Raw genomic sequence first — 14,640 nt, forward strand, 5'->3', positions numbered from 1 at the left:
AACCACCGACACGAAGGCGGCGGCGTATTCGACACCCGGCTCGCCCAGCAGGGCCACCCGGTCGCCAACCGACAGGCCGTCGCGCTGAAGGGCCGAAACGACCCGGTTCATCAGGGCGTCGAGCCCTGCATAGCTCAGGATCACATCGCCCTGGATCAGGGCGGCGTTGTCGCCACGGTCACGCGCGTGCTGGGCGATGGCTTCGGAAAGGGAAGAGACAGTCTGGGTCAAATCGTTTCACTCATCTTTGCGTGAAGATGAATGTAGCTGCGCCGGGGGCCGCCGCATAGACGGCGTGTCCATTCTCGTTTCTGAGGTAACGCGCGCCGCGCGGCGCCTGTTTCAGGCGCTCGCCGCCATTGGGCAGCCAAACCTCCGCGCGGGTCGCACCGGGGATCACCACGTCCAGAACCGCGCGGTCCCCTTGCCTGCGCCAGGCCGAGCGCACCTCGCCGCGCGGCGTCACGACCCGGCCCGAGGCCTGATCCAGACCCGTCGGCAGGGCCGGACGAATGACCACATCGGCATAGCCCGGCGAACCGGCGCGGATGCCCGCCAGACCTTCGTAGAACCAGTCGCTGATCAACGCGAAATAGTGGTGGTTCCAAGAACGCGAGTTCAGGCCCCAGCCTTCCAGCATCGAGTGAATGTCATTGGCCAGCCAGAAGCCCCAACTGGGCTGGGTCGTCTTGGTCGCCACCTTATAGACGGTGTCGACATGGCCGTAGTCGGTCAGCAGGGTCAGCCCATAACGCATCGGATAGACGCCCATGGTCAGGGTGTAGTCATTGGCTTCAAGATCCGCAGCCACGGCGTCGGCGACGTTCTGCTGCTCGCCATCCGGCACGATGCCGAAGGCCAGCGGCAGGATGTTCTGGGTCTGGCTGAACGGCGGGGTCGGCCCGTTTTCCACCGCGCGGGTCACATAGCGATGGGTCGCCGCATCCCAGTATTTGCGGTTGTAGGCCTCACGAACCTGAGCGGCCAGCGCCTGATAGCGGGCGGCGTCTTCGGTCTTGCCAAGGGTCGCCGCGTTCCGCCCCAGCATCGAGACCATATAGAAATAATAGGCCGAAGCCGTCGCATCGACCGGCCCGAACGGCCCCTTGCCCGCATAGTCGCCCAGACCCTTGGCATAGGCGAAGTCGGGAGCGGTGATGAAGCTCGAGGTGTAGTCCACCAGACGCTTCTGGCTCGCATACATGTCGGCGATGATCCGCTCGTCGCCATAGTGGCGCAACATATCGTCGGAGATGACGAACATGGCCGCATCCCAAGACGGGGTCGGCCCCCAGATGTAGGACCAGCCCGGTGTCTGGTCGAAACCATAATAGGGCGTCGACGGCACGATCTCGGGCAGTTCCCCGCTGGCCGCCTGGGCGTCGCGGAAGTCGGCCAGCCACTTGGTCCAGACCCGCGCCATGCCGAAGTTGACGCTGGCGGCGGAGGCCGAGGCCTGACCATCGCCGGTCCAGCCGTTCTTCTCCAGACTGGGCGTATCGCTCATCAGGCCGTGCATATTGTTCAGCAGGGCGTTCTGCGACGCCTGCTGGATGCGGTTGATCAGGGCGTTGCCGCTCTCAAAGGCGCCGATGCGGGCCACGTCGGAGTGGATGATCTCGGCGGTGACGAAATCCTCGCCCGGCGCCGATCCCAAGCCTTCGACCTGCACATAGCGGAAGCCCGCGTAGCTGAAGCGCGGCGCCCAGTGTTCAACGCCGGTCCCGGCAAATGTGTAGTGATAGGTCTGCAGCTGGGCGTCGATCAGGCCGCTGGCGACCAGAGCCGATCCGTCTTCGGCCTTCTTCTCGGTCAGGACCAGGGTGACGGTGCGGCCCGCTGGCCCCGTCATCTTCAGCTGCGGACGCCCCGTCAGGATGCGGCCGAAGTCGAACACCCAGACGCCGGGACGAACCTCGACGCGCGCCACTGGCTGCACCTGTTCGATGGGCCGGATCGGATCGGCGGCGGCGGCGACCAGTCGGCCCGCAGGGGCTCTCGCCACCAGTGCAGGGGTCCAGCCCTGTCCGGTGAAACGCGCCGAGCGCCAGCCGATCGGCTCACGCCGTGCATCATAGCGTTCCCCCGCATAGATGGAGTCATGCAGGGTCGGGCCGTCAGCGGTCGTCCAGCTGCGGTCGGTCGTGACCACCTCGCGGCGGCCGTCGGCGTAGGTGATCTCAAGCTGAGTGCGCAGAGACGGTTCGGCATGCCACGGCGCCTTGTGGAAATACCACTCGTTCGGCTCGGTCACGCCATACCAGGCGCGGCCCAGCTCGGCGGCCAGCACATTCTCGCCAGCGCTCAGCAGGCTGGTCACATCATAGGTCTGGTACAGGACGCGCTTGCTATAGTCGGTCCAGCCCGGCGCCATCGGCAGTTCCGCCAGAACCCCGCCGTTCAGCGTCAGATCGGCCCAGCCGCCCGCCGCCACATACAGCCGCGCCGAGGCGATTTCGCCCTGCCCCACCGTGAACGACCGACGCAACAGGGGCGCAGGGTTCGACAACGGCAAGACGATGTCCTTGGTCGGCACGCCCGCCGCCACGATCAGGCCGTCCGCGCCCAGACTGCCGCCCGTCAGCGGGTTTTCACCATTGGCGAATGTCGTCTCGAACGGCGCGCCCTCGGTCGGGACGATCGATAGACGGTGGATGACGGCCGCGTCAGGCGCGGCGGACAGGAAGCCCACCGTGCCGCGCTTCTGGGCGTCGTCGCGCATTTCGTCGATCACGCGCCCGTCCAGACGGGTGACGATCCGGTCGCCGACAGCTTCGATGCTCAGGCTGTGACGCCCCTGACGCAGGGCGTCCGCCGTCATGCCCAGATCAATCTTCTTCAGAGACGTCTGGTTCACGCCTGCGCGCGTGCCGCCCGGATAGCGGCGCACCTGTGCGTTCAGCACCGCCCGTCCCTCATCCTCGCCGATGCGCCAGACATAGGCCTCGCCATAGGTCTTGCCCTCGGGAGAGGCGCGGAACAGCACGTCGAACTGACGGCCCTTCAGGGTGAAATCAACAGTGACGGTCGCATCCGACCAGCCCTTTGGCGCGGCGGCGTTGCGCGAAATCCAGGCCCCGGTCCAGTCGGACGGGTTCAACAGCCCCATCTCCCACGACGCCGTATTGCTCCACGGCGAAGCACGACCACGCGCATCCCAGGTGCGGACCTGCCAGACCCGGCGCTCACGCGAGGTCAGGACGGGGCCTTGATAGATGACGGCGGCGTCGGTGGTGGAGCGGACACGGCCCGTGTCCCAGACCATCTGACCGGCCATCAGCGCCTGTTCGGACACGCCGACCCGCAGTTGATAGGCGCTCTGGGCGCGAGCGGCGGGCGGACGCCACGACAGGCGCGGGTTCGGGGTGTCTATGCCCAGCGGGCTGGGCGCGCCGTTGACGACCAGAGCAGAGGGACGATCCGTCGCCTCAACATCCTCGGCGTGCGCGGCGCCTGCGGCGACTGTCAGGCAGGCGAAACCCGCCACGGCTAGCTTGAGCATCGACATGGCGGGCTCTCCCGTTGGCCGCTTGCGCGGTCAGTTACGCGTAATGGGCGCGACCGGGCGAAGCGCCGCCCGGTCGTCGGAACATCTTAGTGGTTGGCGTGCGCCGGGACAGCGCGCAGCAGGGCGTCCAGTTCAGCCAGAGCAGCGTCATCCAGATTGGCCTGCGGGAACTCGGCCAGCTGGCGCGGGGACAGGCCGCCGATCATTTCGGCCAGACCAGCGGATTCTTCCGGCGTCATGGCCGGTGCGCCAGCGGCGATGCGGCGCTTCTCGAAGAAATCGCCCAGAACGACCTTGGCCTGCGGATCGGCGCTGATCTCGGCCATCGTCGTATCCACGGTGAATTTGGCGGCGGGTTGAGCGGCGGCGGGCGCCGGGGTCTGAGCCATGGCGGGAGCCGCAGCGGCGGTCAGGGTCAGGGCGGCGGCGATAGCAAGAGAGCGGATCATGGTCGTTTCCTTTGAGCGTGTTCTGTCTGGGTTTGGCCGGTGTCCGTGACTAGCGGACCAGCACTTTCACAAGCGCCTCGGCGTGCGCCTCGATGACGTCTGGATCGGCAGGATCGATATTCCAGACGCGTCGGACTTCGGGAGCCAGCGCGTAGAAGGTCTGGGCCGCGCCGACGAAGATATAGACCAGGGCGGGCGTCGACACGTCGGGCAGGATGCCCTCGCGCTTGCACATTTCGATGAACTTGCCCGAGACGCGGCTGATGTCGACGATGAAGGTGTCGGCGGCCCAGTTCAGGCGGTCATTGTCGCGCATGCTCTCCTGAACCATCAGGCGGGCGTGCTCGGGGTGTTTGGCGTAATACAGGACCACGGCGCGGATCACCGCACGGGCATAGGCGCGGAAGTCGGCATGGACCGGGTCGTCATGACGCGGCATGGCCAGTTCCTTGGCCTGACGTTCGAACAGGAAGGCCACGGCGGCGCGCCACAGGGCGTCCTTGCTGGAGAAGTGATATTTGATCAGGGCATTGTGCGCCCCGGCCAGCGCCGCGATCTCACGCGTGGAGGCGCCATCGAAACCCTTTTCGGAAAACACTTCCAGCGCCGCCTGCAGCAGACTGGCCTGCGTCGCCTCCCGTTGCTGGACCCTAAGGTTGACCTTGGCCAAGACCGCTCACCTGAAACATCATTCATCCGAACCGGCGAACTCGTGGAACGCCGATTCTGGAGCCTACCGAAACGCAACCCGCAAAGGCCACTCGACATTCGTTATGCATCTGCATAGCGTATTGTGCAAGCGATCAGGCCAAGACGCCGGACTGTGATCCGCCGCGCTGATCGGGGAGAAACCGCAGATGGTTCAGACACGTCGCCGCTTGAAATCCCGCACCGCCTGGACAACGGCCTGTCTGGGCGTCGGCCTGATGGCGCTCGGCGCCTGCGCTCAGGGACCGATCGCCGCAGTCCCCACGCCGGGCATGTCCATCGAAACCCGCATTGTTCAAGGCCCGCTGAAAGGCGTGGACGAAGGCGCGGTCCTGTCGTTCAAGAACATCCCCTATGCTGCAGCGCCAGTCGGTGATCTGCGTTGGCGTGCGCCCCAGGCCGGTCCGCACTGGACCGACGTGCGCGACGCCAGCACCTATGGCGACGACTGCATCCAGCCGCGCCCGGCATGGGACGACACCCAGACCCGCCTGCCGACCAGCGAAGACTGTCTGAGCCTGAACGTCTGGACGCCGAAACACCGCGCCGGCGGCCCTGCCCCGGTCATCGTCTGGATTCACGGCGGCGGCTTCATCATGGGATCGGGCAGCCAGCCGATCTTCGACGGCGCCAAGCTGGCGGCGCGCGGCGCGGTGGTGGTCACCTTCAACTATCGCCTTGGCCGCTTCGGCTTCTTCGCCCACCCCGCCCTGACCGCAGAGGCGGGTGCCGCCCCCACCGGCAACTACGGCCTGATGGATCAGATCGCGGCCCTGCAGTGGGTGCATGACAATATCGCCGTGCTGGGCGGCGACCCGTCGCGCGTGACCATCATGGGTCAGTCGGCGGGCGGCGGCTCGGTGCTGCAGCTTATGAACATCCAGCAGGCGCAGGGCCTGTTCCAGCGCGCCATCGTCCAGTCGGGCGGCGGCCGCGACCAGTGGCCCGACCTGAAGGCGGCGGGCGATGCGCGTTCAGGCGAAAGCGTCGGCGTCGCCTTCGCCACGGCCCAGAACCTGCGCAACGCCACCGTCGCCGACCTGCGCGCCATTCCGGTCGAACGGATCAAGGGACGTCTGGACCTGCTGACGCCCGAGAAGGACACCTTCTCCGGGCCGATCATCGACGGCAAACTGGTCACCACACAGGTTCTGAGCGCCTTCACGCGGGGTGCGCAGGCGGATGTGCCGATGATCATCGGCGCGACCGATCTGGAGCTTGGCGTCGTGCCCGCCCTGTTCCGCGGCATGGTCGCCGACCGCACCATCGCCGACATGAACCTGCCGCGTGACAGCCTGACGCCCATCTATGGCGAGCGTTCAAACCTGAACACCTACATGCCGTCGGAACTGACCTTTGCCGAACCTGCCCGTCGTCTGGCGGCGCTGGATGCGGACAAGAACCGTCCCGTCTGGCTCTACAGCTTCGGCTATGTGCCGGAAGAAAAGCGGCGCGACACGGCTGGCGCAGGCCACGCCACCGACGTCCCGTTCAGCTTCGACAATCTGGACCGCATGAAGGGCAGCTTCAGCGAGGCGGACAACCGCACCGCCGCCGCACTGGCCGACTACTGGGTCGCCTTCGCCCGTGACGGCCGCCCGGACGCCGCCAACCGTCCGGCCTGGCCGCGTTATGACGCCCGCACCGACCGCGCCCTGCTGATCGGCAACGACGGGATCACCATCGGTCAGGTTCCGCAGGCGCAGCGTCTGGATGCCTTGGGCCGGTTGCGCGACACGCTGAGCACCACCGCACGCTGACGTAAAAAAGGGGGGCTTCGCAGCCCCCCTTTCCATTTCCGCCCTATCCGGCGGCCAGTTCGATCTTCAGGCTTCCGGCGCCCGACGCCTTGACCCGCACGATCTGCGAGACGGTGTCGTGGATCCAGTCCGCCTGAACCCCTGACAGAGACAGGGACACGCCGTCGGGATAGCGCCAGTTCGGCACGAAGATCTCGGTCGCCCCGCCGACCGTTTCATCCACCTCGATCACCGCCGTCAGGCGCAGCGACTTCACATCAAACGCCATAGAGGCGATCACCCCCTGCCCGCGCTGGACATAGGGACGCGAGAAGCCTTCCAGCGCACGACTGCCCGAAGCGGGGTCGTTCTCTGACGTCGTCTGGTCGGACGAATAGATGGACAGGTCTTCCTGATTCCAGCCGTCACCGATCCGCAGGTCATTGGCGTTGGTCGCCGAATAGTTCCACTGGGTCGAGGACAGCAGCAACTGGTCCATGGTGTCGTACATGGCGCCCAGCGCCTGCGAATGGGCGCGCCAGACATCCGCGCCGTGATCGCCATCAGCCCAGCGCTCGAACGCCTCGCCGTCATTCATGTCGTAGGGAATGCCGAACTCGCCCACCAGCGTCGGCGCCCCGCCCTCGCGCATCGCCAGACCCATCGCGCGGATAAAGCCCAACTGGAAGGCATAGCGTTGGCTGCGGTCATCGCCCGCTGCATCGGGGTCGTATCGCTTGGTCCCCAGAATCTCGACGTCGTACCAGTGGCTGGCGTTGACGGTGCGTTCCGGCATGGGCTGGGGGAAGGTCTTGCCCTGAATCATCAGGTAGGGACACATCTCGCCGAACAGCAGCCAGTCCGCCCGCACGCTGCGGATCGAGGCGGCAACCCGCGCGAAGAAGGGGGCCATGAAATCGTGCTCGTGATCGATGGTACGACCATCGCGAATGCGGAAGAAGTCTTCGTCCCCGACCGTCGCCACGCCGTCGACCAGCGACCATGCGCCCGCGATCTCGAACGGGTCAGGGCCGTCGTTCAGCCAGATCGAAACACCATTGGGATTCAGATCCGCCTCGCCGACCGCTTCGGGCTTGCCGATTCCGGTGCGCTTCATGACGGGCAGCCGCACAGGAAGGCCTCGCGCCGCCTTCAAACAGTCCAGCGGCGTCCACAGCGGCCCCGACCAGATTGGCGTGGCGTTGCTGGCGTCCGGCCCGTCGCGACGCTCCGACACCTTCTGCCCGACCCAGCCCAGCGCGGGTTCATTCAGACTGTCGAAGCCCAGCACATTCGGCAGATCGCTGAGCCGTTCCGCCACAGCGCGCATGGCGCCCAGATAGGTCTCCTGCAGGAAGTCCTGCACATTGCGTCCATCGACGATCCAGTCCGGCGTCAGGGTCGCACCGGCAAAGAAGGCGGTCCACATCACGCCGTTGACCGGCATCTGATAGTTTCGCGGCCAGCTCATCATCGGATAGCGGTCTTCCTGACGATGCTCGCTGGACGCATAGTCATACCGCTGCTGCATGACGTGGACGGCGTCGGCGGCGTCAAAGGCCGCAAGGTTCAGCCCCACCGCCTCGAACACCCAGCCGGGCGCGCCATCGCCGCCGCTCATCCGGCTCCAGACGTCCTGGTGGAAGTCGATGAAGACCGCCAGACCATGGTCATTGGCCTTGGTGCAGACGGCGGTCAGATAATCCAGATAGGCCTCGTCATACTGGCCCTGCCCCGCGTGCTCGACCGCCTCCCAGGTGGTCAGCAGTCGCAGGACGTTGAAGCCCCAGCCCTTGATCCGCGACAGGTGTTCATCCGCCTGATCCAGCGGGAAAGGACGCCCCACGAAGCTGACGTCGCGGTGGTTCGAAAAATCACGCGGCGGGTTCAGCCCGTCGTGGCCGAACGGCATCTTGGTGTCCCCGCCCAGATTGACCCCGCGCAGGATGGCGTGCCGCCCCTGGGCATCGACAAACCGGGGTCCATCGATGTCAAACATCAGTTGCTGCATTCGCCCTATCGACCTCACGAAAAACTCGTTATACAGTTGGACAATAAGAATACGACTGGGCGCAAGTCCAGCCAAAAAACCTAGGGCTTGGAGAGGGATGGCATGGCGGGGAATATCCCAGTGACGGCGCCCGTGCGCATTTCGGCGGGTCGCAAGCTGGCGATCGGCGTCGGAGATTTCGGCTGCAATCTGTATTGGCAGATGACGCAGCTCTACCTGTTGTTCTTCTATACCGACGTCATCGGCCTACCTGCCCAGACCGCTGGCCTGATCTATATGATCGCCCTGATCTGGGATGCGGCGATGGACCCGGTCGTGGGCCTGATTGCTGACCGCACGCGCAGCCGCTGGGGTCGTTATCGCCCCTATCTGATGTTCGGCGGCCCCCTGCTGGCCCCGGCCTTCGTGGTCCTGTTCGTGGGCCCCACGGCCCAGGCGTTCGGCGCCGTCGCCTTCGCCCTGGTCAGCCAGCTTGCGTTCCGCAGCCTTTATGCCGTGGTCGCCATTCCTTATGCCTCCCTGTTTGCACGTGTCACGACCGACAGCGCCCAGCGCGGCGACCTGACGGGCTTCCGCATGGTCTGCGGCGCCCTGGCCGCCATCATCGTCGCCGCCCTGACCCTTCCCTTGGCCGCTGCTCTGGGCGGCGGGGCGGAAAGCCGCACCGGTTGGATCATTCTGGGCGCCGCCTATGGCGTGGTCGCCACCCTGTGCCTGCTGCTGACGGTCTGGGGCAGCCGGGGTCTGGATACGGCCCACGACGCCCCCGCCCCGCGTCGTCCGTTCGCAGAGGCCATGCGCAGTCTGGCCTCCAACCGCGCCCTGCATCTGCTGCTGGGGGCCATTGTGATCAGTTCGTTCTCGACCACAATGTTCTCCAAGAACCTGCTGTATTATTTCAAATATGTCGTAGGAGACGCCAGTTTGGGCAGCGCTGGTCTGGGGATCATGGCCCTGACCATCGTGCTCACCACGCCCCTGTGGGCGGTGGCGCTGCGGCTGATCGGAAAGCGCAACACATGGCTGGTCGGCGCCGTGCCGACCGTCGCGGGTCTGGTCTTCTGGCATCTGATCGACGGCCAGTCCGTGCCGATGCTGTTTTCGGCCCTTGTCCTGCAGGCCATCGGCGCCGCCGCCTATGTCGTCTGCTTCTGGTCCATGCTGCCGGACACAGTCGAATATGGCGAATGGCGCAGCGGCGTTCGCACTGAGTCGCTGGTCTTCGGCCTTACCGTTCTGGGTCAGAAGGTGGCCCTGGGTCTGGGCGCGGGCGCCTTGGGCATGGCCCTGACCCACATCGGCTATGTGCCGAACATCGTGCAGAGCGCCCAGACCCTGGCCGACATCAAGACCCTGATGTTCTGGCCGCCACTGATCGGCACCCTGATCGCGGCCAGCCTGATCTGGTTCTACCCGATCAACCGTACGGCTCACGCCCGGATGGTCGAAGACATCGCCGCCCGGCAGTCGGGCGACACAGCCACGCCTTCAAACCCAGTCTGACGGTTCACATGAAGCTTCGCACCCATCTGGCCGCAGCCAGCGCACTGGCGGTCCTCGCTGTCGCCTGCGCGGCGAACGCTCAGGCCCCAGCCGCTCAGGCCCCAGCCGCTCCCGCCCAAACCGCAGCCGCCGTCGATCCGGCCTGCAGCGCCCTGACGGGCCTGCGTCTGGCCCACACCCGCATCGACGCCGCCGTAGCGGTCAAGGCTGGAGATCGCCAGCCGATCGACGCCTTCGGCCTGCCTGCCCTGCCCGCCGAGAACGCCTATTGCCGCGTCTCCCTGACCCTGACGCCGGTTGCAGGCTCCGAGATCCATTCCGAGGTCTGGCTGCCCGCAGCGGGCGGATGGAACGGCAAGTTCGCGGCCATGGGCAATGCGGGCTTTGGCGGTTCGCTGGGCCCGCCCCGACTGGCCATGCGCCAGACCATCGCGCGCGGCTATGCCGTCGCGGCCACCGACATGGGCCACACCGAACCGGGCGCAGACGGCAAGGACGCCTCATGGGCGCTGAACCAGCCCGAGAAGATCATCGACTTCGGCCACCGCGCCAACCACGTCACCGCCGTCGCCGCCAAGGCCGTGATCGCGGCCTATTACGGCCATGCGCCTGTGCGGTCCTATTTCCAGGGCTGTTCGGACGGCGGGCGTGAAGCCCTGATGGCGGCGCAACGCTATCCCGACGACTTCGACGGCATCGTCGCGGGCGCGCCGGGCGCAGCCTGGACCCATCTGATGACCACCTTCGCCTGGTCCTGGAAGATGTCGCACCAGAACCCGGACAGCCGTCTGAAGTCCGCCAATCTGGCCCGCATCCAGTCCGCCGCCCTCGCCGCCTGCGACGAACTGGACGGCGTCAAGGACGGGGTGATCGAAGACCCGCGCATCTGCCGCTTCGATCCGGCGACCGTCCTGTGCAGCAATGACGCCAGCGAAGGCTGCCTGACCCCCGCGCAGTTGGAGGGGCTAAAGGGCCTGTACGGCGGCCCGCGTCGCGGCGTCACCGGCGCCTCCCTCTATCCGGGCTTTGCACCGGGCGGCGAGGCCCAGCGTTCAGGATGGGATCTGTGGATCACGGGCGACGAGGCCCAGCACCCTGATTTCGCCCGCTCCTTCTTCGCCAACTTCGTGTTCAATCAGGCCGACTGGCAACTGAGCCAGTTCGACTTCGACAAGGATTTCGACACTGTGCGCGAACGGATGGCGCACGTCACCGATTCCGACCACCCGGACATGAGCGCCTTCAAGGCCTCGGGCGGCAAGCTTTTGATGTACCACGGCTGGAACGACGCAGCCCTGCCCGCCGAAGGCACCATCCAGTATTTCGAGAATGTCCGCGAAACCATGGGCGAGGCCCAGACGGACGCCTTCGCCCGCCTGTTCATGGTGCCCGCCATGGGCCACTGCTTCAGCGGCCCCGGACCTAACACCTTCGATAGTCTGGGCGTGCTGGACGCCTGGGTCGAGGGCGGGCCTGCGCCGGACCGGATCGTCGCCAGCAAATACACAAATGATCTGGCGCAGTTGCTGAACATGCCGACCGGCCGCGCCCTCAGCACCCGCCCGCTGTGCGCCTATCCGGCCGTGGCGCGCTGGAAGGGAGAAGGCGCGACCAATGACGAGGCGAACTTCGAATGCGTCGTTCCGCCTCCCCCGACGACGAAAAGCTGAAAACAGGGGCTGGAAGCCAGATGGAGTTGAACATGCAGAGTCGCGTTCGGGGCTCCACCCAGCCCCCTCTTCTGACACACACCATCGGGGCCGCCCTCAGTCAGGCGGCCTTGAACTGGGGCGATCACGAAGCCGTCGTCTGCACGGCGCAGAATGTCCGCCTGACATGGCGCGAACTGGACCGGCGGGTCGAGGATTTCGCCGCCGGGCTTCTGGCCTCTGGCTTGCGCCCCGGCGACCGCATCGGCATCTGGTCGCTGAACCGGGTCGAATGGATCATCACCCAGTTCGCCGCCGCCAAGGCCGGACTGATCCTGACCACCATCAACCCGGCCTATCGTCTGGATGAGCTGGAATATGCGCTGAAAAAGGTCGGGTGCCGCGCCCTGATCCTGTCGCCCCCGTTCAAGACCAGCGACTATCCCGCCCTGATCCGCACTCTGGCCCCAGAACTGGACGCACCCGCGCCTCTGGGCTTGAACGCACGCCGCCTGCCCGACCTGAAACTGGTCATCCAGATGGAGACGCCGACGCTGGCGGGGGCCACTGGCTTTGACGCCGTCGAGGCCCTGGGTCATGCGTCCGGCCTGAATGACCTGCGCGCGGTCGAGGCGGGCCTGACCTGTCACGATCCGATCAACATCCAGTTCACCAGCGGCACCACCGGGCGGCCCAAGGGTGTGACCCTGAGCCACCACAACATCCTGAACAACGGCTATCTGGCCGGGGCGGCGATGGCCCTGACGCCGGATGACCGCATCTGCACGCCGGTGCCGCTGTATCACTGCTTCGGCATGGTGCTCAGCGTCATGGCGGCCCTGTCGCACGGCGCGGCCATGGTCTTCCCCGGCGAGGGTTTCGATGCCCTGGCGACGCTGGAGGCCGCCGCTGCGGAACGCTGCACGGCCCTGTACGGGGTGCCGACTATGTTCATCGCCGAACTGGAGCATCCCCGTTTCGCCGAGTTCGACCTGACGCGGCTGCGCACCGGCATCATGGCCGGATCGCCCTGCCCCATAGAGGTGATGCGGAAGGTCATCGACCGGATGCATATGCGCGACATCACCATCGGCTATGGCATGACCGAAACCAGCCCGCTCAGCTTCCAGAGCGGCGGTGATGATCCGCTGGAGCGGCGCGTATCCACCGTGGGCCGCATCCACCCCCACGTCGAATGCAAGATCATCGACGCGGATGGCGCCATCCTGCCCTGGGGCCAGCCAGGCGAACTGTGCACGCGCGGCTATTCGGTCATGATCGGCTATTGGAACGACCCGGAACAGACCGCCGCCTCTGTCGACGCCGAAGGCTGGATGCACAGCGGCGACCTGGCCACCTTTGATGAGGAAGGCTACTGCCAGATCGTTGGGCGGTTGAAGGACATGATTATTCGCGGGGGCGAAAACCTCTACCCGCGCGAGATCGAGGAATACCTGTACCGCCATCCCAAGATTCAGGATGTTCAGGTCTTCGGCGTGCCGGACGACCGCTACGGCGAACAGGTCTGTGCCTGGGTCCGTCTGGTCGATGGCGAGACGATGGAGCGTGAGGAGTTGCTCGACTTCTGCCGGGGCGAAATCGCCCACCAGAAGCTGCCCCACCATGTCCGCTTCGTCACCGAATTCCCCCTGACCGTCACGGGCAAGATCCAGAAGTTCGTCATGCGCGACATGATGGTCGAGGAACTGAAAGCCGCCGCTGGCTAGGTTCAATCGATATTCAGCCCCCAACCGTCATTCCGGGGCGTCCGCAGGGCGAACCCGGAACCCAGGAGGCTGGCATCTGGCATCGAATGCATCCAGCGGTGTGACTGTAACCCTGGGTTCCGGGTTCTTCGCTTCGCTCAGCCCCGGAATGACGATCTAAGATTTCGAGCGGCTGAATGTCGATTGGCCCTAGGTCTTGGCGAACGCGACCATCACCGTCCGATAAGGGAAGGCGACCTCTGGCGTCTGAAGCTCAGGTGTGCGGGCGATCAGGTCGCGCACGTCCTGTTCCGCCTTCTGCTGCTGCTCAGGCGGCAGGGCGGCGATGAAGCTGACCGACAGGGTGCGAGCGACCACCACCTGATCCGCCGGTCCGACGTGGCTGTTGACCGCATGGCGCTCGTCCAGTTCGCGGAAACCCTCTGCGGGGAAGACCTTGCGCCATTCGCCGGTGCGATAGCGGGGCGTGTCGGCGTTCAGAGCGTCGGTGATGTCCGACAGGGCGGACACCCAAGGCACGGTCTCATCGCGCACATTCCAGATCAGGCCCAGCACCCCGCCGGGCTTCAGAACCCGACGCATTTCCGCCAGCGCCTCCCTGGTCGCGAACCAGTGGAAGGCCTGCGCACAAACGACGGCATCGACCGAGGCGTCCGGCAAGGGAATGCTGTCCGCCGCCCCGGCCAGAACCTCGACGTCGGGATTGGCCTGCGCCAGTTGCTCGCGCATCGCCGCGACCGGCTCCAGCGCAATCAGGTCCGCGCCGCTGTCACGCAGCAGCGGCAGGAACTTGCCCGTGCCTGAGCCGACATCCAGCACTCGCCTGCCCGGCGCCAGCCCGACCACGTCCCGCAGCCATTCGGACGCCTCGGGCGGATAGCCGGGCCGCCCGCGCACATAGGTCTGCGCCCCCACGGCATAACCCTTGGTCGCGCTGTCGTGGACGGTCATGGCTGCACCCTTCATCGCCGTTTCAAAACCAGAACACCCCGCCGGGGCATTCGTTCGCAGGCGGGCAGGCCGTCAGCCGGTGAAGGCTTCCTTATGCACACCCGGATCGGTGATGCGCCCGTCCTCCATCCGCACCACGCGGTCGGCATAGACCTCAAGACGCGGATCGTGGCTGACGCAGATCACGCCGACGCCATCCTCCAGCGCCGTGGTCCGCAGCATTTCCGCCACCTGACGGCCATTGGTCGAATCCAGCGCCGAGGTCGGTTCATCGGCGAAGATCAGTTGCGGACGCTTGGCCAAGGCTCGAGCAATGGCGACCCGCTGGCGTTCACCGCCAGACATGGAATCCGGGCGGTTCTTCAGCCTATGCCCCAGCCCGACAGCCTCCAGCG

General features: G+C 66.0%; 11 protein-coding genes. 4 read left to right on the plus strand and 7 right to left on the minus strand.

Annotated elements, in window-relative coordinates; genetic code table 11:
* The 4 genes from QZ281_RS09480 to QZ281_RS09495 form a co-directional block, all read right to left on the minus strand.
* On the minus strand, positions 1-231 hold a 231-nt coding region (locus QZ281_RS09480), incomplete at its 3' end, for an AMP-binding protein (protein ID WP_292227600.1).
* A 10-nt stretch (positions 232-241) separates the two neighbouring features.
* The gene (locus tag QZ281_RS09485) at positions 242-3,508 is read right to left on the minus strand and encodes a family 78 glycoside hydrolase catalytic domain (RefSeq protein WP_292227603.1); all 3,267 of its coding nucleotides are present in this window, start codon (positions 3,506-3,508) and stop codon (positions 242-244) included.
* Positions 3,509-3,594: 86 nt separating this feature from the next.
* On the minus strand, positions 3,595-3,957 hold the full coding sequence (locus QZ281_RS09490) for a hypothetical protein (protein ID WP_292227606.1): 363 nt from the start codon (positions 3,955-3,957) through the stop codon (positions 3,595-3,597).
* A 49-nt stretch (positions 3,958-4,006) separates the two neighbouring features.
* Positions 4,007-4,627, minus strand: coding sequence for a TetR/AcrR family transcriptional regulator (locus QZ281_RS09495; protein ID WP_292227608.1), 621 nt, complete (start codon positions 4,625-4,627; stop codon positions 4,007-4,009).
* A gap of 187 nt (positions 4,628-4,814) precedes the next feature.
* Between QZ281_RS09495 and QZ281_RS09500 the strand changes: the two genes are divergently transcribed.
* Complete coding sequence (locus tag QZ281_RS09500; RefSeq protein WP_292227610.1) at positions 4,815-6,425, plus strand: carboxylesterase family protein; 1,611 nt, start codon at positions 4,815-4,817, stop codon at positions 6,423-6,425.
* Positions 6,426-6,468: 43 nt separating this feature from the next.
* Here the strand turns inward: QZ281_RS09500 and QZ281_RS09505 are convergent, their stop codons facing one another.
* Positions 6,469-8,403: a cellulase family glycosylhydrolase gene (locus tag QZ281_RS09505; RefSeq protein ID WP_292227613.1), complete on the minus strand. Its 1,935-nt coding sequence runs from the start codon at positions 8,401-8,403 to the stop codon at positions 6,469-6,471.
* A 114-nt stretch (positions 8,404-8,517) separates the two neighbouring features.
* Here QZ281_RS09505 and QZ281_RS09510 point away from each other — a divergent pair, with 114 nt between their 5' ends.
* From QZ281_RS09510 to QZ281_RS09520, 3 genes are read left to right on the plus strand one after another with little or no spacing between them, the layout of a single operon-like run.
* Entirely contained in the window at positions 8,518-9,918 is a 1,401-nt protein-coding gene (locus QZ281_RS09510; protein WP_292227616.1) for a glycoside-pentoside-hexuronide (GPH):cation symporter, read from the plus strand.
* A gap of 8 nt (positions 9,919-9,926) precedes the next feature.
* Positions 9,927-11,588, plus strand: coding sequence for a tannase/feruloyl esterase family alpha/beta hydrolase (locus tag QZ281_RS09515; protein WP_292227618.1), 1,662 nt, complete (start codon positions 9,927-9,929; stop codon positions 11,586-11,588).
* Positions 11,552-13,294: an AMP-binding protein gene (locus QZ281_RS09520; RefSeq protein ID WP_292227621.1), complete on the plus strand. Its 1,743-nt coding sequence runs from the start codon at positions 11,552-11,554 to the stop codon at positions 13,292-13,294. The genes QZ281_RS09515 and QZ281_RS09520 overlap by 37 nt, the downstream gene beginning before the upstream one ends.
* A 189-nt stretch (positions 13,295-13,483) precedes the next feature.
* Here QZ281_RS09520 and QZ281_RS09525 read toward each other — a convergent pair whose 3' ends face one another.
* Positions 13,484-14,245 carry a class I SAM-dependent methyltransferase gene (locus QZ281_RS09525; RefSeq protein ID WP_292227623.1) on the minus strand — a complete coding sequence of 254 codons (762 nt, stop codon included), beginning with the start codon at positions 14,243-14,245 and terminating at the stop codon, positions 13,484-13,486.
* A 72-nt stretch (positions 14,246-14,317) separates the two neighbouring features.
* Positions 14,318-14,640: ATP-binding cassette domain-containing protein (locus QZ281_RS09530; RefSeq protein WP_292227625.1), on the minus strand; the 323-nt coding region annotated here is incomplete at its 5' end.

Origin of the sequence: Brevundimonas sp., from assembly GCF_018608325.1 — a bacterium.
Classification (GTDB): domain Bacteria; phylum Pseudomonadota; class Alphaproteobacteria; order Caulobacterales; family Caulobacteraceae; genus Brevundimonas.

Bases quoted from the DNA above. Each gene is read 5' to 3' on its own strand.
- QZ281_RS09505 (WP_292227613.1), bottom strand. From the start codon at position 8,403: ATGTTTGACATCGATGGACCCCGGTTTGTCGATGCCCAGGGGCGGCAC.
- QZ281_RS09500 (WP_292227610.1), top strand. From the start codon at position 4,815: ATGGTTCAGACACGTCGCCGCTTGAAATCCCGCACCGCCTGGACAACG.
- QZ281_RS09490 (WP_292227606.1), bottom strand. From the start codon at position 3,957: ATGATCCGCTCTCTTGCTATCGCCGCCGCCCTGACCCTGACCGCCGCT.
- QZ281_RS09525 (WP_292227623.1), bottom strand. From the start codon at position 14,245: ATGACCGTCCACGACAGCGCGACCAAGGGTTATGCCGTGGGGGCGCAG.
- QZ281_RS09510 (WP_292227616.1), top strand. From the start codon at position 8,518: ATGGCGGGGAATATCCCAGTGACGGCGCCCGTGCGCATTTCGGCGGGT.
- QZ281_RS09515 (WP_292227618.1), top strand. From the start codon at position 9,927: ATGAAGCTTCGCACCCATCTGGCCGCAGCCAGCGCACTGGCGGTCCTC.
- QZ281_RS09485 (WP_292227603.1), bottom strand. From the start codon at position 3,508: ATGTCGATGCTCAAGCTAGCCGTGGCGGGTTTCGCCTGCCTGACAGTC.
- QZ281_RS09520 (WP_292227621.1), top strand. From the start codon at position 11,552: ATGCGTCGTTCCGCCTCCCCCGACGACGAAAAGCTGAAAACAGGGGCT.